Raw genomic sequence first — 24,967 nt, 5'->3', positions numbered from 1 at the left:
AGTCTAGCGTAATGGCGCCGCAGGCCGAAGCGCGCTTCGGCGATAGGCGTCGACAAAGCGGGTCCGCGCCTCGGGCTGGGGACGGCCGGCCTGGGCGAAGAGGTGGCGGTCGACGAAATGGCCGGTCAGTCCCAGCCCCCGGGCCACCGCCGCAGGGACCGCCGGCTCGCGCCCGATCAGGAAGCCGGGCAGCGGCAGCAGTCGGTCGCGATACGGCCCGGCGGCGGAAAGCGAGACCGCCCTGCCCGTCTTCGGGCTGATGAAGGCGAGATGGTCGTTGCTGCCGGTGACCGCGCAGCGCGAGACGTCGAGGCCGAAGCCGAGCACGCCGAGCAGCCCGATCTCCCACTGCACATAGGCGGCGTCCCAATGCGGGGTGGTCAGGGTGTCGAGGAAGGCCAGCGTGCCGTCATAGACGGCCGGCAGCGGCTGCCGCTCGGCCAGGGCGGCGTCGAGCACGGCGCAGGCCGAGACCAGGGCCAGGAGGCGCAGCGGCTCGTCCATGATCGCGGCGGCCGGGGTGCGGTCGACCTCGAGCGTCCAGGTGCCGAGATGGTCGGCCAGCCGGCCGCGCCACTGCGCCGAGACCAGCGTGCCGGGCGGCAGCTGCGCCCGCCGGCGCTGGCCGTGGACGATGCCGAGATGGCGGCCGTGCTCGCGCGTCAGCACGCCGGTGATCAGCGCCGCCTCGCCATGCGGGCGGACGGTCAGGACGATGCCGTCGTCGCGCCAGTCCACATCATGCCCCGTCCAAGGTCATCCCGACCGTATAGCACGAAACGGGAACAAGCGAGACTCCGACTATGCGTCGTAGTCCAGCCCCCAGACCGAGTAGCGGGCGGGGTCGTCGAGCCAGTTCTCGCGCACCTTGACGAAGAGCGAGAGATGCACGCGCTGCTCGGTGATCTCCTCCAGCTCCAGCCGGGCGGCGGTGCCGACCGCCTTGATCATCTGGCCGCCGCGGCCGAGCACGATCGCCTTCTGGCCTTCGCGCTGGACATAGATCACCTGGGAGATGCGGACGCTGCCGTCCTTCTGCTCCTCCCAGCTCTCGGTCTCCACCGCGACCGCGTAGGGCAGCTCCTGCTGAAGCCGCAGGAACAGCTTCTCGCGCGTGATCTCGGCGGCAAGAAGCCGCATCGGCATGTCGGAGACCTGGTCCTCCGGGAACAGCCAGGGTCCCTCCGGCAGATGCGCGGCGAGGTGGCGGCGCAGGTCGTCGACGCCGTCGCCGGTCAGGGCCGAGATCATGAAGGTGTCGGTGAACACGCCCGACGCGTTCAGGTCGGCCGCCAGGGCCAGCAGCACCTCCGGCCGCACGGCGTCGGTCTTGTTCAGGATCAGGATCGCCTGGCGCCTGGTCTCCGCCAGCTTCTCGACGATGCCGCGGGTCTCCTCGCGCACGCCCTTCAGCGACGCGTCGACCAGCAGCAGCACCAGGTCGGCCTCGGCCGCCCCGCCCCAGGCCGCCGCGACCATGGCGCGGTCGAGCCGCCGCCGCGGCTTGAAGATGCCGGGCGTGTCGACGAACACGATCTGGGTCGCACCCTCGGTGAGGATGCCGAGCACCCGGCTGCGCGTGGTCTGCACCTTCGGCGTGACGATCGCGACCTTGGTGCCGACCAGGGTGTTGAGCAGGGTCGACTTGCCGGCGTTGGGGGCGCCGATCAGGGCGACGAATCCGCAGCGCGTCGCGACTTCGGTCATGAGGAGAGCCTTTGCAGAAGGGCGGCGGCGGCATCGCGCTCGGCCACCCGTTTCGACGGGCCGCTGGCGGTGGCGGCCGGCTGGCCTTCGATCTCGACCCGGATCTCGAAGACCGGCAGGTGGTCGCTGCCGCCGCGCGACACCTCGACATAGCGCGGCAGCTTCAGGCCGCGGGCGAGCGCCCATTGCTGCAGCGCCGATTTCGGGTCCTGGGGCGGCGCCGCCTGGCGGTCGATGAAGCCGGCCCAGGCCCGGCGGATGAAGCCGGACGCTGCGGCGAGCCCGCCGTCGCGGTAGAGCGCGCCGATCACCGCCTCGCAGGCATCGGCCAGGATGGTCGGGTTCTCGCGGCCGACCACCTCCTCGCCCGGCGACAGCACGAGATGGCGGCCGAGGCCGATCGCCCGGGCCACGTCGACCAGCGCCTCGCGCCGCACCAGGGCGACATGGCGCTTGGCGATGGCGCCCTCGGCCTCCTTCGGGAAGCGCTCCAGCAGCCATTCGGCGATGACCAGGCCGAGTACCCGGTCGCCCAGGAACTCCAGCCGCTCATAGCCGTGCTTGGCGATGCGCCGCTTCTGGCCGCTGACGCTCGGGTGCGTCAGCGCCTCGACCAGCAGCATCGGCTCGCGGAAGGCGTGGCCGAGCCGCCGGGCGAACGCGTCGAGGCCCTCGTCTTCGGTTCCGGCGCTCAGTGGATCCCCGTGAACATGCGGCTGAAGCGAAGCGCGAACGGCCATTTCCAGACCTGCCAGAAGCTGGCGTCGTCGAGGCTGAACCACAGGAACTCGGCCCGGCCGACGAAGTTCTCGACCGGTACGTAGCCGACATCGGCCCGGCTATCCAGGCTGTTGTCGCGGTTGTCGCCCATCATGAAATAGTGGCCCGGCGGCACCTCGTATTCCGGGGTGTCGTCGTAGCGCTGATTGTCGTCGATCTCGAGGATCCGGTGATCGACCGGCGCGCCGCCATCCGCGCCCGGCAGCGTCTCGATGTACTGGTGATAGAGGATGCGCTGCCCGTACTGCGTCATCACGAAGGGCTCGATCTCGCGGCGCTCGACCATCTGGCCGTTGATGTAGAGCCGCCCGCCGGTGATCTTCACCCGGTCGCCCGGCAGGCCGATGACGCGCTTGACGTAGTCGACCGAGGTGTCCTTCGGCAGGCGGAACACCGCGACGTCGCCGCGGGCCGGCGGGCTGCCGAGGATGCGGCCGTCGAACAGCGGCAGGCCGAAGGCGATCGTCTGGTTGCTGTAGCCGTAGGAGAATTTCGAGACGAACAGGTAGTCGCCCACCAGCAGCGTCGGGATCATCGAGCCGGACGGGATGTTGAACGGCTCGAAGGCGACCGTGCGGATGCCGAAGGCGATCGCGATCGCATAGACCACGGTCAGGATGGTTTCGACCCATCCGCCCTTCTTCTTCGACATGTCGATCGACTTCTGGTGCTGGCTCATGGCGCCCCTGTATGGTCCGGCGGCGGAGGGAAATCAATCGCCGGTGAGGGCGACATGGGTCGCAGCCCGGTCGCGCCGGGACGGCGGTCAGCGGCTGCGGGCACGGTCCACCGCGCTGATCACCGGCATGGCCCGCAGGGCCGCGATGATGTTGGTCAGGTGCTTGACGTCCTTGACGTCGATGTCGATCAGGATCTCGAAGAAGTCGACCGAGCGGCTGGTGATCTTGAGATTGGTGATGTTGCCGCCGTTCTTGCCGATCACCGTGGTCAGCGTGCCCAGGCTTCCGGGCTCGTTGCTGATCGTCACCTGGATCCGGCCGACATGGTCCTCGACCGCGTCGACGCCGGCGTCCCAGCTGACGTCCAGCCAGCGCTCCGGCGCGTTGTAGAAGCTCTCCAGCGTGTCGCAGTCGATGGTGTGGATGGTCACGCCCTTGCCGGTGGTGACGATGCCGACGATGCGGTCGCCCGGGATCGGGTGGCAGCAGCGGGCATAGTGGACCGCGAGGTTCGGGATCAGACCGCGGATCGGGATCGCGCCCGGGCCGCCGCCCGAGGCGGCCTTGCGCGCCCGGGTGAGCGGCACGACCTTGCCCGAGCGCTCCTTCTCCTGCTGCACCTGGGCGCGGTGGCCCGGGAACACGGCGTGGAACACGTCGCGCGCGCCCAGCACCCCGGCCCCGACATTGGCCAGGATGTCGTCGGGCTCGCCGGCCTTGAAGATCTTGAGCACGCCTTCCAGCGCCTTGTCGGAGAACTCGTAGCCCTCCTGCCGGAACACGCCCTGCAGCATCGAGCGGCCGAGCTTGGCGTGCTCGTCGTGCTGCTGGGCGCGGATGAAGCGCCGGATGCAGGCCCGCGCCTTGCCGGTGGCGACGAAGCGCTCCCATTCCGGCGACGGCGTTGAGGTCTTCGAGGTGATGATCTCGACCTGGTCGCCGTTCTGCAGCAGGTGGCGCAGAGTCACCATCCGGCCGTTGACCCGGGCGCCGACGCAGGTGTTGCCGATCTCGCTGTGCACGGCATAGGCGAAGTCGACCGGCGTCGCGCCCTGCGGCAGGGCGATCACCGCGCCCTTCGGGGTGAAGCAGAACACCTGGTCCTGGAACAGGGCCAGCTTGGTGTGCTCCAGGAACTCCTCGGGCTTCTGCGCCTGGTCGACGATGTCGAGCAGGTCGCGCAGCCAGCGGTACTGGGTGCCGTCCTGGTTCCGTTCGCCCTGCTTGTAGGCCCAGTGCGCGGCGACGCCGAGCTCCGCGATCTCCTGCATGTCGCGGGTGCGGATCTGGACCTCGATGCGCTGCCGCATCGGCCCGATCACGGCAGTGTGCAGCGACCGGTAGCCGTTCGGCTTCGGCGTCGAGATGTAGTCCTTGAAGCGGCCGGGCAGCGAGGCGTAGCGGCCATGGATCAGGCCGAGTGCGTGGTAGCACTCGCCCTCGGTCTCGACCACGATCCGGAACGCCATGATGTCGGTCAGCTGCTCGAACGCCATGTTCTTGCGCTGCATCTTGCGCCAGATTGAGTACGGGCGCTTCTCTCGGCCGAGGACGGCGGCCGTAAGCCCCCCCTCCTCCAGCACCCGCTGCAGCTCGGCGATGATCCTGGAGACGACGTCCTGGCCTTCTTCGCGCAGCTGGGCCAGACGGCGGACGATGCTCTCGCGCGCATCGGGGTGGAGCTGGGCGAAGGCCAGATCCTCCAGCTCCTCCTGCATGCCGTGCATGCCGATGCGCTCGGCCAGCGGGGCGTAGATCTCCAGCGTCTCGCGGGCGATCCGGCGACGCTTCTCCTCGTTGTTGAAGGCGCCGAGGGTGCGCATGTTGTGCAGCCGGTCCGCCAGCTTGACCAGCAGCACCCGGATGTCCTTGGACATCGCCAGCACCAGCTTGCGGAAGTTCTCCGCCTGCTTGGACTGGTCGCTCTGCAGCTCCAGCTTCGACAGCTTGGTGACGCCGTCGACCAGCTGCGCCGTCTCGCGCCCGAACAGGGATTCGAGCTCGCTGAGCGTCGCGCCGGTGTCTTCCACCGTGTCGTGCAGAAGGCCGGTGACGATCGAGCCGGTGTCGAGCTTCATGCCGGCGAGGATGCCGGCGACCTCGATCGGATGGACGAAATAGGGGTCGCCGGAGGCGCGCTTCTGCGACCCGTGCGCCTTCATCGAATAGACGTAGGCGCGGTTGATCAGATCCTCGTCCGCCGACGGGTCGTAAGCCTTGACACGCTCGACCAGCTCGTATTGGCGGATCATGCCGCGCGCCACCGATCCATAAGCCATTCTCCCGGACGGACGGCCCGACATCCGTCCGGATAATATGTTGAACCACAATCCGTTGCGTTGTGGATCAAATTCGGCAGGCGCGCGGCAGCCATGCCTTCGCCAAGCCGCATCATCGATCTCCCGGCAGACGGCCCGACACCATGCCGGGCGGCTCCGCTCGGATCAGATGTCGTCGTCGGAGGAGCCGATTTCCAGGTCGCCGCGGCCGTCCTCTTCGTCCTCGGCCTCGTCTTCCGCATCCTCGTCGGCGGATTCGATGCCGAAGGTGGACTCCTCGTCCGAGCCGACCGCACCGGCCGGGCTCTGCGGCGCCACGCCGGCCTTGAGCCACTCCTCCTCGCCGGCCATCAGCTCGATGATCTCCTCATCGGCCTCGTCGATCTCGGCCAGCTTCTGGTGGCCCTTGACCAGGGATTCCCGCAGGCCGTCGAGCGGGATCGTCTCGTCGGCGATCTCGCGCAGCGCCACCACCGGGTTCTTGTCGTCGTCGCGGTCGATGGTCAGCGAAGCGCCGGACGAAATGTCGCGGGCGCGCTGGGCGGCCATCAGCACGAGATCGAACCGGTTGGGGATCTTGAGGACGCAATCCTCGACGGTGACGCGAGCCATGGGCTACCGCTCCTGCACGAAAAGAGCCACGACGATAGAATCGTGACAAGATGGATGCAACGCAACGGCCGCATCTTTGTTATACCGAAGGGGCGGACCACGTAGCGCAGATGCGGCGGATGCGCAAGCCTCGTCGCGAACCGTTGACCGCTCCTTGCAAAGTGGGTAGCGAACCCAATCTGTCAACCTGTCCCCTGCCGCGAAGGAACGCACATGATATTCTATAAGGAAGAACGTCTCGCAATATTCATTGATGGTGCCAATCTCTATGGCGCGGCCCGTTCGCTTGGTTTCGATATCGATTATCGCCGGCTGCTCGACCTGTTCGCCAAGAAGGGTCGCCTGATCCGCGCCTTCTATTATACGACGCTGATCGAGGATCAGGAATATTCACCTATCCGGCCGCTGATCGACTGGCTCGACTACAACGGCTACACCATGGTGACCAAGCCGCTGCGCGAGTACACCGACAGCCAGGGCCGGCGCCGGGTGAAGGGCAATGTCGACATCGACCTGGCGATCGATGCGCTGGAGATGGCCGACCGCGCCGACCACATCCTGCTGTTCTCGGGCGACGGCGACTTCAAGCGGCTGGTCGAGGCGATCCAGCGCAAGGGCGTCCGCGTCACCGTGGTCTCGACCATCAAGTCGAGCCCGCCGATGGTGTCGGACGAGTTGCGCCGCCAGGCCGACAACTTCGTCGAGCTGATGGAGCTGGCACCGCACATACAGCGCATGAACGCGCCGAACCGGACCGTGGTCGCCCCGCCGGCCGAGGGTGAGGACGACGCCGCCGAGGAACCGACGCAGCAGGCCGGCGCCTACGCCCGCTCGGCCTGATCCGGCCCAGGCCGGCTTCGTGGGGAAGCCGGCCGGCCGATAGGCGGATCAGCCACGGTCGCGCAGGACGCGCGCCTTTTCGCGCTGCCAGTCCCGCGCCTTGATGGTCTCGCGCTTGTCATGCGCCTTCTTGCCGCGGGCCAGGCCGAGATCGACCTTGGCGAAGCCGCGGGCATTGAAGTAGATCGACAGCGGGATCAGGGTCATGCCCTCCCGCTTCACCTTTCCCAACAGCTTGTCCCGTTCCCGCTTGCGCACCAGCAGCTTGCGCGGCCGCTTCAGCTCGTGGTTGAAGCGCTGCGCCGGCCCGTATTCCGGGATATGGGCGTTGAACAGGTACAGCTCGCCCTGCATCTCGCCGGCATAGGCGTCCTGCAGATTGCCGCGGCCCTCGCGCAGCGCCTTCACCTCGGTCCCGACCAGGACGATGCCGGCCTCGACATTCTCGTCGATGAAGTAGTCGTGCCGCGCCCGCCGGTTCTGCGCGACGACGCGGCCGGGGGTCTTCGGCTGTGCCATGATCCTGAGGTCGCTCCGGTCAGTTGATCAGGCCGGCGAAGGCCATCGCCTCGCGCACCGCCGCCCGCGTCGCCTCGCCCGGCGGCACCAGCGGCAGCCGGACATGGTCGCTGCCGAGGCCGAGCAGCTTGGCGCCGTACTTCACCGGGCCCGGGCTGGTCTCCAGGAACAGCGCCCGGTGCAGCGGCATCAGCCGGTCGCGCACCGCCTCCATCCGCTTCAGGTCGCCCTCGGCCCAGGCCTTGTGCATCTCGGCGCAGAGCCGCGGCGCGAGGTTGGCGGTGACCGAGATGCAGCCGTGACCGCCCTGCGCCAAAAACGCCGTGGCAGTGGCGTCCTCGCCCGAAAGCTGGCAGAACTCCGGACCGATCCGAAGCCGCGTCGCCAGCGGCCGCACCAGATCGGCGGTCGCGTCCTTGACCCCGACGATGCGCGGCAGCTCGGCCAGGCGGGCCATGGTGTCGATCGACATGTCGATCACGCTGCGGCCCGGGATGTTGTAGATCACGATCGGCAGATCGACCGCGTCATGGATGGCCCTGTAATGCTGGTAGAGACCTTCCTGCGTCGGCTTGTTGTAGTAGGGCGTGACGATCAGCGCGGCGTCCGCGCCGGCCTTCTGCGCGTGCCGGGTCAGGGAGATCGCCTCCTCCGTCGAGTTCGAGCCGGTGCCGGCGATCACCGGGACCCGGCCCTTCGCCACCTCGACGCAGAGCTCGACCACCCGCTCGTGCTCGGGGTGGCTCAGCGTCGGGGACTCGCCGGTGGTGCCGCAAGGCACGACGCCCTGGGTGCCCTCGCGGATCTGCCAGTCGACGAAGCTCTGGAAGGCTTTCTCGTCCACCCCGCTCTCGGTGAAAGGCGTGACCAGGGCAACGATGGATCCCTTGAACATGGAAGCTTCCGTGGGCGTTGGAATTGTAAACGCAGTGTCATAGCCGCTGTGGTGCGGGCCGGCAAGCGCACGGCGCTGGCTGGCGCCGCCGCGCTGGCGCTGGGCACCGCCGCCCCGGCCTTCGCCCAGCCGGCCACGCCGGCCGAGATCAAGGCGGCGCAGGCGCTGTTCTTCGCCGTCGACCGTAACGCCTGGGACGTGGTGCGGACGGTCGAGACCCAGATGGCGAACACCCTGGTCGGCCGGCTGGCGACCTGGGCCGACCTGTCGCGCCCGGACAGCACCGCCGGCTTCGAGGATCTCGCCGCCTTCGTCGTCCGCAACCCGGACTGGCCGAACGTCCAGGCCCTGCGCCGGCGGGCCGAGCGGACGATGCCCGAGGGGCTGCCGGCCGACGCGGTGGTCGCCTGGTTCGACGCCTTCGCCCCGCTGACCGCCGAGGGCGCGCTGCATTTCGGCACGGCGCTGCAGACGACCGACCCGATCCGCGCCCGGATCTGGGCCCGCGACACCTGGCGCGGGATCGCCCTGACCGGAGCGCAGGAAACCGAGTTCCTGGGACGCTTCGGCAGCCTGCTGAGCGCCGATGACCACTGGGCGCGGCTCGATGCCCTGCTGTGGGCCGAGCGCACCGAAGAGGCTCGCCGCATGCTGGTCCGCGTCGCCGGCGACCGGCGCCTGGTGGCCGATGCCCGGCTGAAGCTGATGCTGCGCACGCCGGACGCCTCGGCCGCGGTGCGGGCCCTGCCGGCGAAGCTGCTGCAGGACGAGGGCATCCTGTATGAGCGCGCCCGCTGGCGCCGCCGCAACGACGACGAGGCCGGCGCCATCGAGATGCTGGACCAGCAGCCCAGGACCTCGGCCCATGCCAAGGCCTGGTGGCTGGAGCGGCACATCATCGCCCGCCGCCTGTTCGACGAGCAGTCCTATCGCAAGGCCTATCAGCTGGTCACCGCGCGCGAGCAGAGCGATGCGGTGGACCGGGCCGAGAAGGACTTCCTCGCCGGCTGGCTGGCGCTGCGCTTCCTCGACCGGCCGGACGACGCGATCGAGCATTTCGAGAAGCTGTACGCCGACGTCTCGATGCCGATCAGCCTGGCCCGCGGCGCCTACTGGGCCGGCCGGGCGCACGAGGCGGCCGGGCACAAGCAGAAGGCGGCGGACTGGTACCGGACGGCGGCGAAGCAGCCGCTGACCTTCTACGGCCAGCTGGCGGCCGACAAGCTCGGCCAGCCCAGCATCGCCGCCCTGCCCGTCTCGGCGACGCCGAGCCCTCAGGCGCTGGACTCCTATGGTGGCGACCTGGCCCGCGCCGCCCGGCTGCTCGACGCCGTCGGGCAACGCGACCGGGCCGACCTGTTCCTGCGCAAGCTGATGGTCGACGCCGACACGCCGGAGAAGAACCGGCTGCTCGCGACGCTGGCGACATCGATGAAATACCCCTTCGTCGCCGTCCGCGCCGCCAAGGCCGCGGCGCGCGACGGCCTGACGGTGATCGACGCCGCCTACCCGCTGGTGCCGCTGCCGGACGATCTGAGCGGCCTGCCGCCGGCCCTGGTGCTGGGCCTGGCGCGGCAGGAGAGCGAGTTCAACAGCACCGCCGTCTCCAGCGCCGGGGCGATCGGGCTGATGCAGCTGCGGCCGGGCACCGCCCGCGATGTCGCCCAGTCGCTCGGCATCGACCACACCACCGGCATGCTCAGCGGCGACCCGGTGCACAACCTCCGCCTCGGCAGCCGCTACCTGGCCGACCTGATCCGGCGCTACGACGGCAACTGGCCGCGGGCGATCGCCGCCTACAACGCCGGCTTCGGCAAGGTCGACGGCTGGGCGCCGACGCCGTCGAGATCGCCGGAGCAGGTGGTGGACTGGATCGAATCCATCCCGCTGCCGGAGACGCGCAGCTACGTCCAGCGCGTGCTGGAGAACACCCAGGCCTACCGCCTGCGCCTGGGCGAGACACCGAAGGCCGGGGCGCTGGAGGCGGACCTGCTGCGGTGAGAAATGCCTGTCACCCCCAGTTCACTCCAGTCACGTCCCGGCTCTCTGGCCCGCTCCCTCGTCATGGCGAGGCGCGAAGCGCCGCGGCCATCCAGGGGGCGGTGCCGCTGGATGGCCACGCCCCTGCGGGGTTCGCCATGACAGATCAATATGTTGGACCATCAGCGTCTCATATAGGATTAAGAAACTTTCCCATATGACTGAGAAAGAACGATGATCGTCTCCATCACCGATATCGAGGCCGCCGCCGGGCGGCTGCGCGGCCAGGCCGTGCGCACGCCGCTGCTGCGCTCGCCGCTGCTCGACGCCCGGGCCGGACGCGAGGTGCTGGTCAAGGCCGAGCCGCTGCAGCGCACCGGCTCCTTCAAGTTCCGCGGCGCCTACAACCGGATCGCCATGATCCCGGAGGCCGACCGGGCCCGCGGCGTGGTCGCCTTCTCCAGTGGCAACCACGCCCAAGGCGTGGCGGCCGCGGCCAGGCTGTTCGGCATCAAGGCGACGATCGTGATGCCGGCGGACGCCCCGGCGATCAAGCGGCGCAACACCGAAGCGTATGGCGCCGCCGTGGTCGCCTATGACCGCTTCGGCGAGGACCGCGAGGCGGTGGCGGCGAAGATCCGGGCCGAGACGGGCGCCACGCTGGTGAAGCCCTATGACGACCCCGGCATCATCGCCGGCCAGGGCACGATCGGCCTGGAGATCGCCGAGCAATGCGCCGAGCTGGGCGTGCGCCCGGACGCGGTGCTGGTCAGCTGCAGCGGCGGCGGCCTGGTCTCCGGCATCTCGGTGGCGGTGAAGGCGCGGCTGCCGGGCACCCGGATCTATTCGGCCGAGCCGGAGGCGCTGGACGACATGCGGCGGTCGCTGGCGGCCGGCGAGCGCGTGACGAACGATCCATCGGCGCGGTCGATCTGCGATGCGCTGCAGTCCCCCACCCCGGGCGAGATCACCTTCTCGATCGCGCGCGAGACGCTGTCGGGCGGCGTCACCGCGCCGGACGACGCGGTGCTGCGGGCCATGGGTGTGGCCTTCGACACGCTGAAGCTGGTGGTCGAGCCGGGCGGCGCGGTCGGCCTGGCGGCGACGCTGGAGAGGCGGATCCCGGACGACATCCGCACCGTCGTCATCGTCTGCTCCGGCGGCAATGTGGACGCGGCCACCTTCCGCGATGCCCTCGCGACGCTGTAAGCCCATGACCGGCCGCCCCGCCTTCTTCGACCGGCTGCAGGGCTGGTGGGACGACCGCGCCGAGGGCGGGCGGCCGCCGCATCGCGATGCGTTGAGCCCGGCCGAGATCATGCCGATGCTGCCGCATCTGCTGATGCTCGACCTGTCCGGCCCCACGCCCCGCGTGCTGTGGGCCGGCACCGCGGTGAAGGAGGCGCTGGGCGGCAATCCGGGCGACCAGCCGCTGGACCGGACACCGCTGGGCGGGCCGGAGGCCGTGACGGCGATCGCCCGGATGATCGCCGAAGCCCGGCCGATCGAGGCCCGGCTGGGCGGCCGGCCGGCGCTGCTGTGCCCGCTGGCGGACGACAGCGGCACGATCGGCGCCGCCCTAGCGGGGCTGGCGCCGGCAGAAAGCTGATCTGCTGCTCGGGGCTCTGGTTCGTCTCGCCCTGCCCCGCCCCGTCTCGCCGGGGTTCATCGAACCGTCATTGATCTGAAACAAATCCAACATTACCGATCGGTAAGGTCCGCCCCGGATTCAAAGCCCGCCGCCACGGCAGCCAGCCCAGAGGGGATCAAGATGGACCAGGATTCCAGCCTGTCGCGCGTTCAGCGCTACGAGCAGCAGGACGACCGCAGCAGCAACCCCTCCGACAACCCGACCATGGGCGACATGATCAACGCCCGCTTCGGCCGGCGCGACATGCTGCGCGGCGCCCTGGCGGTCTCGGCGATCAGCGCGGTGGCAGGGCCGGCGGCGTTCCTGTCCAGCCGCCCGGCGCAGGCGACCGCCCCCTCGCGCTATGTCTTCGAGGAGTTGGAGGCCGGCGTCGACGCCAAGCACCATGTGGCCAAGGGCTATGACGCCGACATCCTGATCCGCTGGGGCGACCCGGTGGTCAAGGGCGCGCCGGCCTTCGACGTGCAGAACCAGACCGCCGCGGCGCAGGAGAAGCAGTTCGGCTACAACAACGACTACATCGGCTACGTGCCGCTGCCGCTCGGCTCGAATTCGAGCGACCACGGCCTGCTGGTGGTGAACCACGAATACACCGACGCCAACCTGATGTTCCCCGGCCTCGCCGACGAGAAGGGCGAGTTCGAGCTGTCGAAGCTGACCAAGGAGCAGGTCGACATCGAGATGGCCGCGCACGGCCAGTCGGTGATCGAGGTCAAGCGCGGCGCCGACGGCAAATGGGCGGTGGTGGCGGACAGCCCCTACAACCGCCGCATCACCGCGCTGTCGACCGAGTTCCTGGTGACCGGCCCGGCGGCCGGCCACGACCGCCTCAAGACCAAGGCCGACCCGACCGGCACCAAGGTGATCGGCACGATCAACAACTGCGCCGGCGGCACCACCCCCTGGGGCACCACGGTGCACGCCGAGGAGAACTTCAACGGCTATTTCGGCGGCGACCTGAAGGACGACCATCCGGAGGCCCGCAACTACAAGCGCTACGGCATGGGCGAGGCGGAATACGCCTGGAGCCTGCACCATGACCGCTTCGACGTGACCAAGGAGCCGAACGAGGCCAACCGCTTCGGCTGGGTGGTCGAGATCGACCCGACCGACCCGAACTCGGTGCCGAAGAAGCGCACCGCGCTGGGCCGCTTCAAGCACGAAGGCGCCGAGAGCATCGTCAACAAGGACGGCCGGGTCGTCTTCTACGCCGGCGACGACCAGCGCTTCGACTACCTGTACAAGTTCGTCACCGCCGGCAAGTTCGATCCGAACAACCGGGCGGCGAACATGGACCTGCTGGACGAAGGCACGCTGTACGTCGCCAAGTTCGATGCCGACGGCAAGGTCGCCTGGATGCCGGTGGTGTTCGGCCAGGGCCCGCTGACCGAGGCCAACGGCTTCAAGAGCCAGGCCGACGTGCTGATCGAGACCCGCCGCGCCGCCGACCTCCTGGGCGCCACCAAGATGGACCGGCCGGAGGACGTGCAGCCGAACCCGGTGAACGGCAAGGTCTACGTCATGCTGACCAACAACGACCGGCGCAAGGCCGAGCAGGTCGACGCCGCCAACCCACGGCCGGAGAACAAGTTCGGCCACATCGTCGAGATCACCCCGGCCGACGGCGACCACGCCGCCACCACGGGCACCTGGGACCTGCTGGTGAAGTGCGGCGACCCCAGCGTCGCCGAGGTCGGCGCCACCTTCCATCCCTCGACCACCAAGAACGGCTGGTTCGGGTCGCCCGATAATTGCGAGATCGATGCCGACGGCCGGCTGTGGATCTCGACCGACGGCAACAACTACAAATACAGCGGCCGCGCCGACGGCATCTGGGGTCTGGAGACCGAGGGCGAGGCCCGCGGCACCGGCAAGCTGTTCTTCCGCGTCCCGGTCGGCGCCGAGATGTGCGGCCCGAAGATCACCCCGGACATGACCGCCTTCTTCGTCGCGGTGCAGCATCCGGGCGAAGGCGGCAAGGAGTGGCCGGAATTCGGTCGCGCCAGCACCTTCGCCGACCCGTCGACCCGCTGGCCCGACTTCCAGGACGGCATGCCGCCGCGCCCCTCGGTGGTGGTGATCACCAAGCAGGGCGGCGGGAAGATCGGCGCGTAGGGTTTAAGAAATGAATGTAACTGCTTGATAATTTTATAAGCCGTCATTGCGAGCGTAGCGAAGCAATCCAGGGCCGTTCGGCGTGGCCCCTGGATTGCTTCGTCGGCTTCGCCTCCTCGCAATGACGACGAAGGCTTTTAGAGGCCGGAACCTCCCTTCGCGGGAAGGTCTTTTTGTCGCCGGCCTGCGCTGCGTCTTGCGGCCGGGCGAAGCCATATCGATAGTGGCGCGGGTTTCGCGAGACGATCGGACCATACGGATCATGAGACGCCTGAACGCGGCCGCCGCGGCCGCCATCATCGCCCTGCTCGGGCTGGTCAGCGCCGCCCGGGCGCAGACCAACGACCTGTATGCTCTGGGCATCGCCCTGTTCGTCGCCTGCATCGGCATCGTCATGCTGCTGATCAAGCAGCATTTCGATGCCCGGGAGGAGCGGCCGAGCCGCGCCTTCCTGCCGAGCGAGCCGGACTCCTGCTTCGCGGTGACCTTCCTGCTGGGCCTTCTGGCCGTGGTCGGGCTGGTCGCGGCGACCGCGCCCGAGCTGTACCGGGTCGGGCTCGGCGTCTTCATCATCAGCGTCATCGGCGCCGGCGCGGCGCTGAAACGGGGCTATGACCTGATCGATCAGAACCATTCCAGCGGCCATGCGGACGCGCATTGAAGCCATGCGTTGCGACGGCCCGTCGCAGCGCCCAAGCCGGCCTCTGGTTGCTTGACAATTTCGAATTCGCCCCCAAATCCATACTGCGGCCGGCGATGGTTCGTCCCCCCAGCCATCGCCAAGATCCTCCGATGGGATCGAATTAGCCGTCAGCCGGGCCGGACGCTCCCTCCCCTCCGAGCGGACCGGACCCAGGCGAAGAACGGCCCCGGCGCTTCCCCCCGCGCCGGGGCCACTTCTTTTTCTGCTTCAAGATTCGGGCACAATATACTGATCCCGAAGGATTTATCGAGAGAAGCGATGCGGTCGCCTTGCCGGGCCGCTTTCGTTTCTGTCGCCGATCGGCCGGTTTCCTTCGCCAAAGCGATTGACAACCCCTTCGCAGCGCAACATGGATGCGTCACGCAGTTGCAGCATCGCGGCTGCCGCACGGGGAGGCACCATGCCGGATACGCGCCAAGCCACGCCTCGGCCGGAGGATCGGACGATGCCCCTCGCCCGCGAGCTGACGCAGCTGCTGAAACGCTACGAGAAGTCCCAGCGCGAGGATCCTTTCGCCAACCCGATCCAGCACCTGGCGCTGGAGCTGTCGCGCCGCCTGGCCGACGGCAAGCTCGACTACCGCGACATCGAGGCGCTGATCGGCCATCTGACGATCGAGGGCTTCGGCCACCGCGCCGCCCGGCTGGGCCGCTATGTCGGCGAGACCGTGCCCGAGGCCAATGACGCGACGCTGCGCGCGCTGTTCCACCGGCTGGCACGGGACGAGGCCGGCAACGCCGTGCCCTTTGCCGCCTTCCGCCGGCGGGTCGAGAGCGAGGCTTTCGGCGCCGTCTTCACCGCCCATCCGACCTTCAACCTGTCCGGCGCGCTGATGGCCGACCTGGCGGCGCTGGCGGTCGGCCGCAACGCCGACGGCACGCCGCTGACCGAGGAGGCGAAGTCTGCCCTGCTGGCCCGCGCCGCCGCGGTCGAGCACCGGCCGGACGAGGATCTGAGCCTGGCGCGCGAGCACGCCCTGTCGCTCGACGCCATCGCCAATGCCCGCGCCGCGCTGATCCGGGCCTGGGGCATCCTGCTGGACGTCGCCCGCGACGCCTATCCCGAGGACTGGCGCAGCCTGACGCCGCGGCTGGTCACCCTGGCCTCCTGGGTCGGCTACGACCTGGACGGCCGTTCGGACATCCGCTGGACCGACACGCTGCACAAGCGCCTGCTGGTGCAGGCGGCGCAGCTGGACCACTACCTGTCCGAGGTGCGGGCGATCCGGTCCGCGGTGCCGCGCGGCGCCGCCGACCTGCTGGAGACGTTGGACCTGCTGGAGAGCCGGGTGGCGCTGGCCATCGCCCAGATCCGGGACGAGGTCGCCGCCTTCGCCGTGGCCGATCCCGGCTCCGCCGCCGGGCGCGAGCAGATCCGCGTCATCAGCCAGCGCATCCATGCCGGCCAGGCGCTGCGCCTGACCGAATCCGCCAGCCTGATCGCGATCGTCGACCGGGCGCTGGAGCGGACCGACGACCCCGACCTGTCGCGCCGCTTCTGCCTCTTGCGGGCCGAGCTGGCGACGCACGGCCTGGGCGCCGCCCACACCCATGTGCGGATCAACGCCACCCAGGTGCACAACGCCATCCGCAAGGCGGTCGGCATGGTGTCCGACCCGAACGATCCGCGCTACCGCCAATCCTATCTCGACCGGCTGAACGGGCTGCTCGACGCGGTCGAGCCGGTGACGGTGAATTTCGGCTCGCTGCTGGCGGAACGCACCTCGGTCAAGCGCCTGTTCATGCTGCTGGCGCAGATGCTGAAGTACAACGACCGCTCGGCGCCGATCCGCTTCCTGATCGCCGAAAGCGAGAGCGCCTTCACCTGCCTGACGGCCCTGTACTACGCCCGGCTGTTCGGGGTGGACGGGATGGTCGACATCTCGCCGCTGTTCGAGACCGAGAAGGCGCTGGAGAACGGCAGCCGGATCATCGAGCAGCTGCTGGAGAACCCGCACTACCGCGCCTATGTGCAGCGGCGTGGCCGGGTCTGCGTCCAGACGGGATATTCCGACGCCGGGCGCTATCTCGGCCAGACCCCGGCCGGCGCCTCGATCGAGCGGCTGCGCCTCCGGCTGATCCGGGTGATGGCCAAGGCCGGGCTGCCGGACGTGCAGCTCCTGATCTTCGACACCCATGGCGAGTCGATCGGCCGCGGCTGCCATCCGGGCGGCATCGCCGACCGGCTGTCCTATGTCGACCCGCCGGCGACCCGGGCCTTCATGGCCGGCCAGGGCGTCGGCTTCAAGCAGGAGGTCAGCTTCCAGGGTGGCGACGGGTACCTGTACTTCGCCCATCCCGACATGGCGTATGCCGTGGTCACCCGCATCCTCGAGCACATCCTGGCCGAGGTCGACGGGGCCCGGGATGGCAAGCTGGCGGACGACCCGTTCTACGACGAGGCCGCCTATATCCGCGAGTTCTTCACCACGGTGAAGGAGTTCCAGGTCCGGCTGATGCAGAGCCGCGACTACGGCGTGCTGCTGCAGGCGCTGGGCCCGAACCTGCTGTTTCCCTCCGGCAGCCGCGCCACCAAGCGGCAGCACGAGGACCCGAGCGAGCTGGACCACGCGATGCCGTCGCAGCTGCGGGCGATCCCGCACAACGCGATCCTGATGCAGCTCGGCCTGATGGCCAACAGCGTCGGCGGCGCCGGCGCCGCCATCGCCAAGGACCCGGAGCGGTTCCGCGAGCTCCACGCCGCCTCGCCGCGGTTCCGGCAGTTGCTCGGGATCATCACTTACGGGGCCTCGGCCAGCAACCCGGCGGCGATGAAGTCCTATATCGACGCGCTCGACCCCGGCGCCTGGATCACCCGCGCCGCCGCCACCGCCGACCGCGAGCAGGCGGACCGGATGGTGGCGCTGTCCGGCCATCTCGAGCCGATGCCGGTGTGGGAGCGGCAGAGCCGGGTGTTCCGCGCCCTGCACAAAGATTTCATCCTGCTGCGCGAGGGGCTGGAGAGCATGGCCGGCGAGGCGCCGCATGTCGACGCCGCCAGCCGCGACGCGCTGGCCGTGCTGCACGCGGTGCGCCTGGCGCTGATCCAGGAGATCTTCCTGCTGGCGATGCGGATCCCGGAATTCTCCAGCCGGCACAACCTGACGCTGAAACAGGTGATCGCCCGCATCCTGCATCTCGACGTGCTGTCGGCGGTGCAGTCGCTGGAGGAGATCTTCCCGCTGACCGAGGACACCATCGCGGTGGCCGATTTCGGCGAGGCCGCGACCTACCGCTCGGACGAGAGCCAGAACTACCAGTTCGAGAACGAGCGGATCTTCCGCCCGATGCGCCAGCTCTACGGCCTGGTGCGCCGGGTCTCGGCCGCGGTGGTGCACCGCACGGGGTTCTTCGGATAACGACCCGGGGCTTTGCCCCGCCGGCCGCGCTGGTCTAGACAGGAGACAACAGATCCTCCAGCGGCCGAGATCCGATGACCGATTCCACCAGCGCCCCGCGCACCGTCCGCCTCGCCGACTACCGCCTGCCCGACTTCCTGATCGACGCGGTCGACCTGCATTTCGACCTGCGCGAGGACGGGGCGACGGTGCGGTCGCGCCTGACCATGCGGCGCAACCCGGCGACCCCCGACCCCGCGGCGCCGCTGGTGCTGGACGGTCAGGGCCTGACGCTGACCGCGATCGCCCTCGACGGCGAGGCGCTGGGCGACAACCGCTATTCGGTCGATGCCGAGCACCTGACCCTGCCCGGCCTGCCCCAGTCCTTCACCCTCGAGATCACCACCGAGATCGAGCCGCAGAAGAACACCTCGCTGCAGGGGCTCTATACCTCCGGCGGCAACTTCTGCACCCAGTGCGAGGCCGAGGGCTTCCGCCACATCACCTACTATCTCGACCGGCCGGACGTGCTGGCCCGCTACACCACCACCATCGTCGCCGACAAGGCCAAGGTCCCGGTGCTGCTGTCGAACGGCAACCCGGTCGGCGCCGGCGAGGCCGAAGGCGGCCGGCACTGGGCGAAGTGGGAGGATCCCTTCCCCAAGCCGTCCTATCTGTTCGCGCTGGTGGCCGGCGACCTGGTGGCGGTCGAGGACAGCTTCACCACCCGGTCCGGCCGCCAAGTCGCCCTCAAGATCTTCACCCGCCGGGGCGACGAGACCAAGGTCGGCCACGCCATGCAGTCGCTGAAGGCGTCGATGGCCTGGGACGAGCGGGTCTACGGCTTCGAATACGACCTCGACCTGTTCATGATCGTCGCCGTCTCCGACTTCAACATGGGGGCGATGGAGAACAAGGGCCTGAACATCTTCAACACGGCCCTGGTCCTGGCCAGCCGCGAGACCGCGACGGACGGCGACTTCCAGCGCGTCGAATCCGTGGTGGCGCATGAGTATTTCCACAACTGGACCGGCAACCGCATCACCTGCCGCGACTGGTTCCAGCTGTCGCTGAAGGAAGGGCTGACCGTCTTCCGCGACCAGGAGTTCTCGGCCGACCTGAACAGCCGGCCGGTGCAGCGCATCGCCGACGTCCGCCGCCTGCGCGCCATCCAGTTCCCGGAGGATGCCGGCCCGATCGCCCATCCGATCCGGCCCGAGAGCTATATCGAGATCAACAACTTCTACACGCCGACGGTGTACGAGAAGGGGGCGGAGGTCATCCGCATGATCCACACCCTGCTCGGGCCGGAGCGCTACCGGAAGGGCATCGACCTGTATGTCGAGCGCCATGACGGCCAGGCCGCGACCTGCGAGAACTTCGTCGCGGCGATGGAGGATGCGAGCGGCGTCGACCTGAAATTGTTCCGCCGCTGGTACTCCCAGGCCGGCACGCCGGAGATCGCGGTCGAGGAGGAATGGGACCAGGCCGCCGGCCGCTACAGCCTGACCCTCAGCCAGTCGACCGCGCCGACGCCGGGCCAGCCGGACAAGCAGCCGCTGCACATCCCGGTCGCGCTCGGGCTGCTCGACGCCCAGGGCCGCGACCTGCCGGTGCGCCTCGCCGGCGAGGCCGAGGCGAAGCCCGGCACCCGGGTGCTGTCGCTGACCGAGGCACGACAGACCTTCGCCTTCGAGGGCCTGTCCGAGCGGCCGGTGCCGTCGCTGTTCCGCGGCTTCTCCGCCCCGGTCAAGCTGGCGCCGCAGCCGCGCGAGCGGCTGGCCTTCCTGTTCGCCCATGACAGCGACCCGTTCAACCGCTGGGAGGCCGGCCAGCAGCTGGCGGTCCAGCTGCTGCTGGAGGGCGTCGCCGCCCGCAAGGCTGGGCGCGACTGGCGGCTGGACGCGGATTTCGTCGCCGCCGCCGGCCGGCTGCTGGACGACCCGGCGCTCGACGCCGCCTTCGTCGCAGAGGCGATGGCGCTGCCGAGCGAATCCTTCCTCGCCGACCAGATGGCGGTGATCGACGTCGAGGGCATCCATGCGGTGCGCGAGGCGGCGCGGCTGGCGATCGCCACGGCGCTGCGCGACCGGCTGCTGGCTGTGTACAAGGGCAATGACGACCAGGGGCCGTTCGACGTCTCCGCCGCCGCCGTCGGCCGGCGGGCGCTGAAGAACGCCTGCCTCGGCTATCTCGGCCTGCTCGAGAGCGACGCCGAGGCGACCGGGCTGGTCCTGGCCCAGGCGCGGACCGGCAGCACCATGACCGACGTGCTGGCGGCGCTGACCGTGCTGCGCGACCGCGACATCCCGGAGCGGACCCGGGCGCTGGAGGCGTTCTACGCGAAGTGGCAGGACGAGCCGCTGGTGGTCGACAAGTGGTTCGCGCTGCAGGCGACCTCCGCCTTGCCCGGCACGCTCGACGCGATCAAGGCGCTGACCCGGCACCCGGCCTTCACCCTGCGCAACCCGAACCGGGCGCGGGCGCTGATCTCCAGCCTGGCCATGAGCAACCCGCTGCATTTCCATGCCGCGGACGGCTCCGGCTACGCCTTCCTGGCCGACCAGGTGCTGGCGCTGAACGGGCCGAACCCGCAGCTGGCGGCCCGCATCCTGGTGCCGCTGGGCCGCTGGCAGCGCCACGAGCCCGGCCGGCAGGCGGCGATGAAGGCCGAGCTGGACCGGATCCTCGCCGCGCCCGACCTGTCGCGCGACGTCTACGAGATCGCGGCGAAAAGCCGGGCGTGAGTGTCCTGGGCAGGGTTCGCGAGGGCGAACCCTACCTATGTCCGGGACCATCAAACCAAGGAACAGGGGGAGGACGATCGGGATGACGCTATGGTCTGAGGGCCGTTCCGCCGGCCCGGTGCGAAACAGCTGCTTCATTTCGTGCCGTTGACCGGACCGGGCCGGCGCCCTACCTCGCCTGCAGTCACTGGAGCACCGATCCCTTGGCCCCCACCCCGCCCCGATCGCCCTCGTCCGGCCAGATCGACGACCGCGCCGCCGGCCGCTGGCTGAAGCGGCAGGCCGGGCTGGCGCGCCGGCCGATCGGCCTGACTGCGGCGGCCGGGATCGCCCAGGGCCTGTGCGGCGTCGCCCAGGCCGGGCTGATCGCCTGGATCCTGCAGCGCGCGGTGATGGAAGGCGCCGGGCTGTCCGACCTCTGGCCGCTCTTCGCCGGCCTGTTGATCGCGGCGCTGCTGCGCGCCGGCGCCGCCTGCGCCTGGGAGGCGCTGGGCGCGGTGGCGGCGACGCAGGTGAAGACCCGGCTGCGGCGGCAGATCCTGGACCGCGTCCACGCCCTGGGCCCCGCCTGGCGGGCGGAGCGGCAGACCGGCGACCTGGCGGTCACGCTGATCGAGCGGATCGAGGCGCTGGACGGCTACTACGCCCGCTTCCTGCCGCAGAGCCGGGTGGCGTCGATCCTGCCGCTGCTGATCCTGGCCGCGGTCTACCCGGTCGACTGGGTGTCCGGCGTGATCCTGACCGTCGCCGGGCCGTTCGTGCCGCTGATGATGGCGCTGATCGGGATGAAGGCGGCCGACGAGAGCCGCAAGCAGTTCCGCACCCTGGCGCGGATGAGCGCCTATTTCCTCGACCGGCTGCAGGGCCTCGCGACGCTGCGGCTGTTCGGCCGGGCCGAGGCGGAGGTCGAGGGCATCGCCCTGGCCGCCGACGCCTTCCGCGACCGCACCATGCGGGTGCTGCGCATCGCCTTCCTGTCATCGGCCAGCCTGGAGTTCTTCGCCTCGGTCGCGGTCGCCGTCGTCGCCACCTATGTCGGGCTCGGCCTGCTCGGCTTCATCGGCTGGGGCACGGCGCCCAGGCTGACGCTGTTCAGTGGCCTGTTCGTGCTGCTGATGGCGCCCGACTTCTTCCAGCCGCTGCGGATGCTGGCCGCCTATTACCACGACCGGGTGGCCGCGATCGGTGCCGCCGAGGGCCTGGCCGAGGTGCTGGACGGGCCGGCCGAGGCCCCCGCCGGCGGCCGCCCGATGCCGGAGGGCGAGCTCGACATCGTGTTCGAGACCGTCTCGGTCGCCTTCGACGGCGGCACCCGCAGCGCCGTGCGCGGGGTGAGCCTGCGGATCGCACCGGGCGACCACATCGCCCTGGTCGGGATGAGCGGCGCCGGCAAGTCGACGCTGCTGTCGCTGCTGCTGGGCTTCCGCCGGCCGGACGCCGGTCGGGTGCTGGTCAACGGCGTCGACCTGACCGAGATCGACCCGGAGGAGCTGCGCCGCCGCATCGCCTGGATCGGCCAGGCGCCGGTGCTGTTCCACGGCACGCTGCGCGACAACATCCGGCTGGGCCGGCCCGATGCCGACGACGCGGCGGTCGAGCGCGCCGCGGCCGAGGCGCGGGTGACGGAGTTCGCGGCGGCGCTGCCGCAGGGCCTGGACACGCCGGTCGGCGAGCGCGGCGTCGGCCTGTCCGGCGGCCAGGCCCAGCGCGTGGCCCTGGCCCGCGCCTTCCTGAAGGACGCGCCGCTGGTGCTGCTGGACGAGCCGACCGCGTCGCTGGACCGCGACACCGAGGCCGAGATCCTGGAGTCGATCCGCCGCCTGGCCCGCGGCCGCACCGTGGTGGTGGCGACGCACAGCCCGGCGGCCATGGCGATCGCCGACCGCCGGATCCTGCTCGATCAAGGCCGGGTGCAGGCGGAGGCCGCGTGATGGACCGTCGCGACCGCCCCCTCCTCGCCATCCTTCGCCTGGCGCGGCCGCAGCGGCGGAAGATGGCGTTCGGGCTGCTGCTGGCCGTGGTCACCGCCCTGTCGGGGCTGGGGCTGCTGGTGCTGTCCGGCTGGTTCATCGCCGCCTCGGCCGTCGCCGGCGCGGCGGCCGCGTCCGCCGTCGCCTTCAACTTCGCCAGCCCCTCGGCCGGCATCCGCGGCCTGGCCGTGCTGCGCACCGGGTCGCGCTATGCCGAGCGGCTGGTGACGCATGACGCCACCTTCCGCTTCCTGGCCGGACTGCGGGTCTGGCTGTTCCGCGCCGCCATCCCGCTGGCCCCGGCGCGGCTGGAGGAGCAGCGCGGCGGCGACCTGCTGAACCGCATGACTGCCGACGTCGATTCCCTCGACGCCGTCTACCTCCGCGTGATCGTGCCCGCTGTCGTCGCCGTGCTGGCGGTGCTGCTGGTCGGCGGCGTGCTGCTGTGGCTGGATCCGGCCGCGGCGGCGATCGTGGTGGCGCTGGCGCTGCTGGTCGGCATCGCTTTGCCCTGGGCGATGCAGCGGATCGGTGCCCCGGCCGGCAAGGCAATCGCGCTGGCCACGGCGCGGCTGCGCACCCGCATCGTCGAGGGCGTGCAGGGCCTGGCCGAGCTGAAGGTCTACCAGGCCGATAGCCGCCACGCCGAGGCGGTGCTGGCCGAGAACGAGGAGCTGATGGCGGCGCAGCGGCGCATGGCGCGGCTGTCCGGCGTCTCCACCGCCCTGTCCGGCCTGGCCGGGCAGCTGGCGGCGCTGGCGATCCTGGCGCTGGGCGTGGCCGGCGTCGCCGCCGGGATGCTGCCGGGGCCGGCGGTGGCGCTGGTGATGCTGGGGGCGCTGGCGCTGTTCGATGCGCTGGTGCCGCTGCCCCTGGCCTTCCAGAATCTCGGCCGCACCCGCGCCGCCGCCCGCCGGCTGCTCGACTTCGCCAGGCTGGCGCCGCTGGTGCGCGACCCGGAGGCGCCCGCCCCGGCGCCGGCCGGGAACTCCCTCGTCCTGTCCGGCGTGTCCTACCGCTACCGGCCGGGCGACCGGCCGGCGGTACAGGACATCGACCTGGAGCTGCCGGAGGGCCAGCGGATCGCGCTGGTCGGCCCGAGCGGCAGCGGCAAGAGCACGCTGACCGCCCTGATCCTGCGCTTCCGCGATACGGACGCGGGCACCGTCACCTTGGGCGGCGTCGACATCCGCCGGCTGCCGCAGGCCGAGATCTGGCGCCGCGTCGCCTATCTGTCGCAGCGCAGCCAGATCTTCGCCGGGACGATCCGCGACAACCTGCTGATCGGCGATCCGGAGGCCTGCCCCGACCGGCTGGCCGCCGCTGTTGAGGCTGCCGGCCTTTCTGCCTGGGTCACCGCCCTGCCGCGCGGCCTCGACACCTGGGTCGGCGAGGCCGGGGTCCAGGTCTCCGGCGGCCAGGCGCGGCGCATCGCGCTGGCCCGCTGCATCCTGAAGGACGCGCCGATCCTGGTGCTGGACGAGCCGACCGAGGGATTGGACGGCGAGACCGAGGCGCAGGTGATCGAGGCGCTGGAACGGCTGACTGCCGGCCGCACCACGCTGGTGATCACCCACCGCCCGGCGCTGCTGCGCCTCGCCGACAGCGCCGTGCTGATGTCCGAGGGCCGGATCGCGGTGCAGGGCGTGCCGGCGGAGATCCTCGACGCCGCCCTGCCGGGGCGGGCGAAACGCCATGCCGCGGTTTGACCTGAGACGGATCGGGGTCCTGGGCCCGACTACGCTGCGGCTGGTGCTGCAGCTGTTCGGCACGCTCTGCGTCGTCGCCGGCGTCATCGGGCTGTTCGTGCCGCTGTGGCCGACCACGATCTTCATGATCCTGGCGCTGTGGGCCTTCGCCCGCTCCTCGCCGCGGCTGCACAACTGGCTGCTGACCCATCCCCGCTTCGGCCCGACGCTGCAGGCCTGGGAACGGCACGGCGCCATCCCGGCCTGGGCCAAGCTGCTGGCGGTGGCCAGCCTCGGCGCCAGCCTGGCGCTGGTGGTGGTCGCGGTGCATTCGCGGGTGGTGATCGGGATCGTCGCCGCGTTCTTCGCGATCCTGATCCTCTATATCCTGACCCGGCCGAACGCTGCGCCCGACAACAAAATCTAACCGGAGGATGGGCCGGCCATGACATGCTTGTCATTTC

19 protein-coding genes are annotated in these 24,967 nt (G+C 70.1%); 11 read left to right on the top strand and 8 right to left on the bottom strand.

What is annotated here, in order from left to right:
• Nucleotides 1-3 precede the first annotated feature (3 nt).
• The 6 genes from recO to rpoZ all read right to left on the bottom strand — a co-directional run bounded on the left by recO (nucleotide 4) and on the right by rpoZ (nucleotide 6,058).
• Nucleotides 4-738: a DNA repair protein RecO gene (gene recO / locus LG391_RS00370; RefSeq protein ID WP_225764437.1), complete on the bottom strand. Its 735-nt coding sequence runs from the start codon at nucleotides 736-738 to the stop codon at nucleotides 4-6.
• A gap of 63 nt (nucleotides 739-801) precedes the next feature.
• A complete protein-coding gene (gene era / locus LG391_RS00365) occupies nucleotides 802-1,707 on the bottom strand; it encodes a GTPase Era (RefSeq protein ID WP_225764435.1) in 906 nt (301 codons plus the stop codon).
• Nucleotides 1,704-2,447 (bottom strand): ribonuclease III, encoded by a 744-nt coding sequence (gene rnc, locus LG391_RS00360; protein ID WP_225764424.1) that lies wholly within the window; start codon nucleotides 2,445-2,447, stop codon nucleotides 1,704-1,706. The genes era and rnc overlap by 4 nt, the downstream gene beginning before the upstream one ends.
• Nucleotides 2,399-3,166, bottom strand: a complete 768-nt coding sequence (gene lepB / locus LG391_RS00355; protein ID WP_225764422.1) for a signal peptidase I — start codon at nucleotides 3,164-3,166, stop codon at nucleotides 2,399-2,401. Before lepB ends, rnc begins: the two co-directional genes overlap by 49 nt.
• An 87-nt stretch (nucleotides 3,167-3,253) precedes the next feature.
• Complete coding sequence (locus LG391_RS00350) at nucleotides 3,254-5,419, bottom strand: bifunctional (p)ppGpp synthetase/guanosine-3',5'-bis(diphosphate) 3'-pyrophosphohydrolase (protein ID WP_225767616.1); 2,166 nt, start codon at nucleotides 5,417-5,419, stop codon at nucleotides 3,254-3,256.
• Nucleotides 5,420-5,611: 192 nt separating this feature from the next.
• Entirely contained in the window at nucleotides 5,612-6,058 is a 447-nt protein-coding gene (rpoZ, locus tag LG391_RS00345; protein ID WP_225764413.1) for a DNA-directed RNA polymerase subunit omega, read from the bottom strand.
• A gap of 213 nt (nucleotides 6,059-6,271) precedes the next feature.
• Between rpoZ and LG391_RS00340 the strand changes: the two genes are divergently transcribed.
• On the top strand, nucleotides 6,272-6,898 hold the full coding sequence (locus LG391_RS00340) for an NYN domain-containing protein (RefSeq protein ID WP_225764404.1): 627 nt from the start codon (nucleotides 6,272-6,274) through the stop codon (nucleotides 6,896-6,898).
• A 48-nt stretch (nucleotides 6,899-6,946) separates the two neighbouring features.
• Here the strand turns inward: LG391_RS00340 and smpB are convergent, their stop codons facing one another.
• Both smpB and dapA read right to left on the bottom strand, forming a co-directional pair.
• The gene (gene smpB / locus LG391_RS00335) at nucleotides 6,947-7,417 is read right to left on the bottom strand and encodes an SsrA-binding protein SmpB (protein ID WP_225764394.1); all 471 of its coding nucleotides are present in this window, start codon (nucleotides 7,415-7,417) and stop codon (nucleotides 6,947-6,949) included.
• Nucleotides 7,418-7,436: 19 nt separating this feature from the next.
• Nucleotides 7,437-8,312, bottom strand: coding sequence for a 4-hydroxy-tetrahydrodipicolinate synthase (dapA, locus tag LG391_RS00330; RefSeq protein ID WP_225764392.1), 876 nt, complete (start codon nucleotides 8,310-8,312; stop codon nucleotides 7,437-7,439).
• Nucleotides 8,313-8,363: 51 nt separating this feature from the next.
• On the opposite strand from dapA, the gene LG391_RS00325 reads away from it, so the two are divergent.
• From LG391_RS00325 to LG391_RS00280, 10 genes are all read left to right on the top strand, one after another.
• On the top strand, nucleotides 8,364-10,313 hold the full coding sequence (locus LG391_RS00325; protein WP_225764359.1) for a transglycosylase SLT domain-containing protein: 1,950 nt from the start codon (nucleotides 8,364-8,366) through the stop codon (nucleotides 10,311-10,313).
• A gap of 213 nt (nucleotides 10,314-10,526) precedes the next feature.
• Nucleotides 10,527-11,501 carry a threonine/serine dehydratase gene (locus tag LG391_RS00320; protein ID WP_225764357.1) on the top strand — a complete coding sequence of 325 codons (975 nt, stop codon included), beginning with the start codon at nucleotides 10,527-10,529 and terminating at the stop codon, nucleotides 11,499-11,501.
• 4 nt (nucleotides 11,502-11,505) lie between these two features.
• The gene (locus LG391_RS00315; protein WP_225764355.1) at nucleotides 11,506-11,901 is read left to right on the top strand and encodes a hypothetical protein; all 396 of its coding nucleotides are present in this window, start codon (nucleotides 11,506-11,508) and stop codon (nucleotides 11,899-11,901) included.
• Between the two features lie 162 nt (nucleotides 11,902-12,063).
• Complete coding sequence (locus tag LG391_RS00310) at nucleotides 12,064-14,058, top strand: PhoX family phosphatase (protein WP_225764353.1); 1,995 nt, start codon at nucleotides 12,064-12,066, stop codon at nucleotides 14,056-14,058.
• A 262-nt stretch (nucleotides 14,059-14,320) separates the two neighbouring features.
• On the top strand, nucleotides 14,321-14,719 hold the full coding sequence (locus tag LG391_RS00305) for a hypothetical protein (RefSeq protein ID WP_225764351.1): 399 nt from the start codon (nucleotides 14,321-14,323) through the stop codon (nucleotides 14,717-14,719).
• 487 nt (nucleotides 14,720-15,206) lie between these two features.
• Nucleotides 15,207-18,119: a phosphoenolpyruvate carboxylase gene (locus LG391_RS00300; RefSeq protein WP_225764342.1), complete on the top strand. Its 2,913-nt coding sequence runs from the start codon at nucleotides 15,207-15,209 to the stop codon at nucleotides 18,117-18,119.
• 74 nt (nucleotides 18,120-18,193) lie between these two features.
• On the top strand, nucleotides 18,194-20,845 hold the full coding sequence (gene pepN, locus LG391_RS00295; protein ID WP_225764340.1) for an aminopeptidase N: 2,652 nt from the start codon (nucleotides 18,194-18,196) through the stop codon (nucleotides 20,843-20,845).
• Between the two features lie 203 nt (nucleotides 20,846-21,048).
• Nucleotides 21,049-22,776 (top strand): thiol reductant ABC exporter subunit CydD, encoded by a 1,728-nt coding sequence (cydD, locus tag LG391_RS00290; RefSeq protein ID WP_225764338.1) that lies wholly within the window; start codon nucleotides 21,049-21,051, stop codon nucleotides 22,774-22,776.
• Nucleotides 22,776-24,524: a thiol reductant ABC exporter subunit CydC gene (cydC, locus tag LG391_RS00285; RefSeq protein ID WP_225764317.1), complete on the top strand. Its 1,749-nt coding sequence runs from the start codon at nucleotides 22,776-22,778 to the stop codon at nucleotides 24,522-24,524. The genes cydD and cydC overlap by 1 nt, the downstream gene beginning before the upstream one ends.
• On the top strand, nucleotides 24,511-24,930 hold the full coding sequence (locus LG391_RS00280; RefSeq protein WP_225764304.1) for a YbaN family protein: 420 nt from the start codon (nucleotides 24,511-24,513) through the stop codon (nucleotides 24,928-24,930). Before cydC ends, LG391_RS00280 begins: the two co-directional genes overlap by 14 nt.
• The last annotated feature ends 37 nt before the right edge of the window (nucleotides 24,931-24,967 follow it).

The organism is Inquilinus sp. Marseille-Q2685 (assembly GCF_916619195.1).
Taxonomy (GTDB): domain Bacteria; phylum Pseudomonadota; class Alphaproteobacteria; order DSM-16000; family Inquilinaceae; genus Inquilinus.
This window is presented reverse-complemented; position numbering and strand designations above follow the sequence as displayed.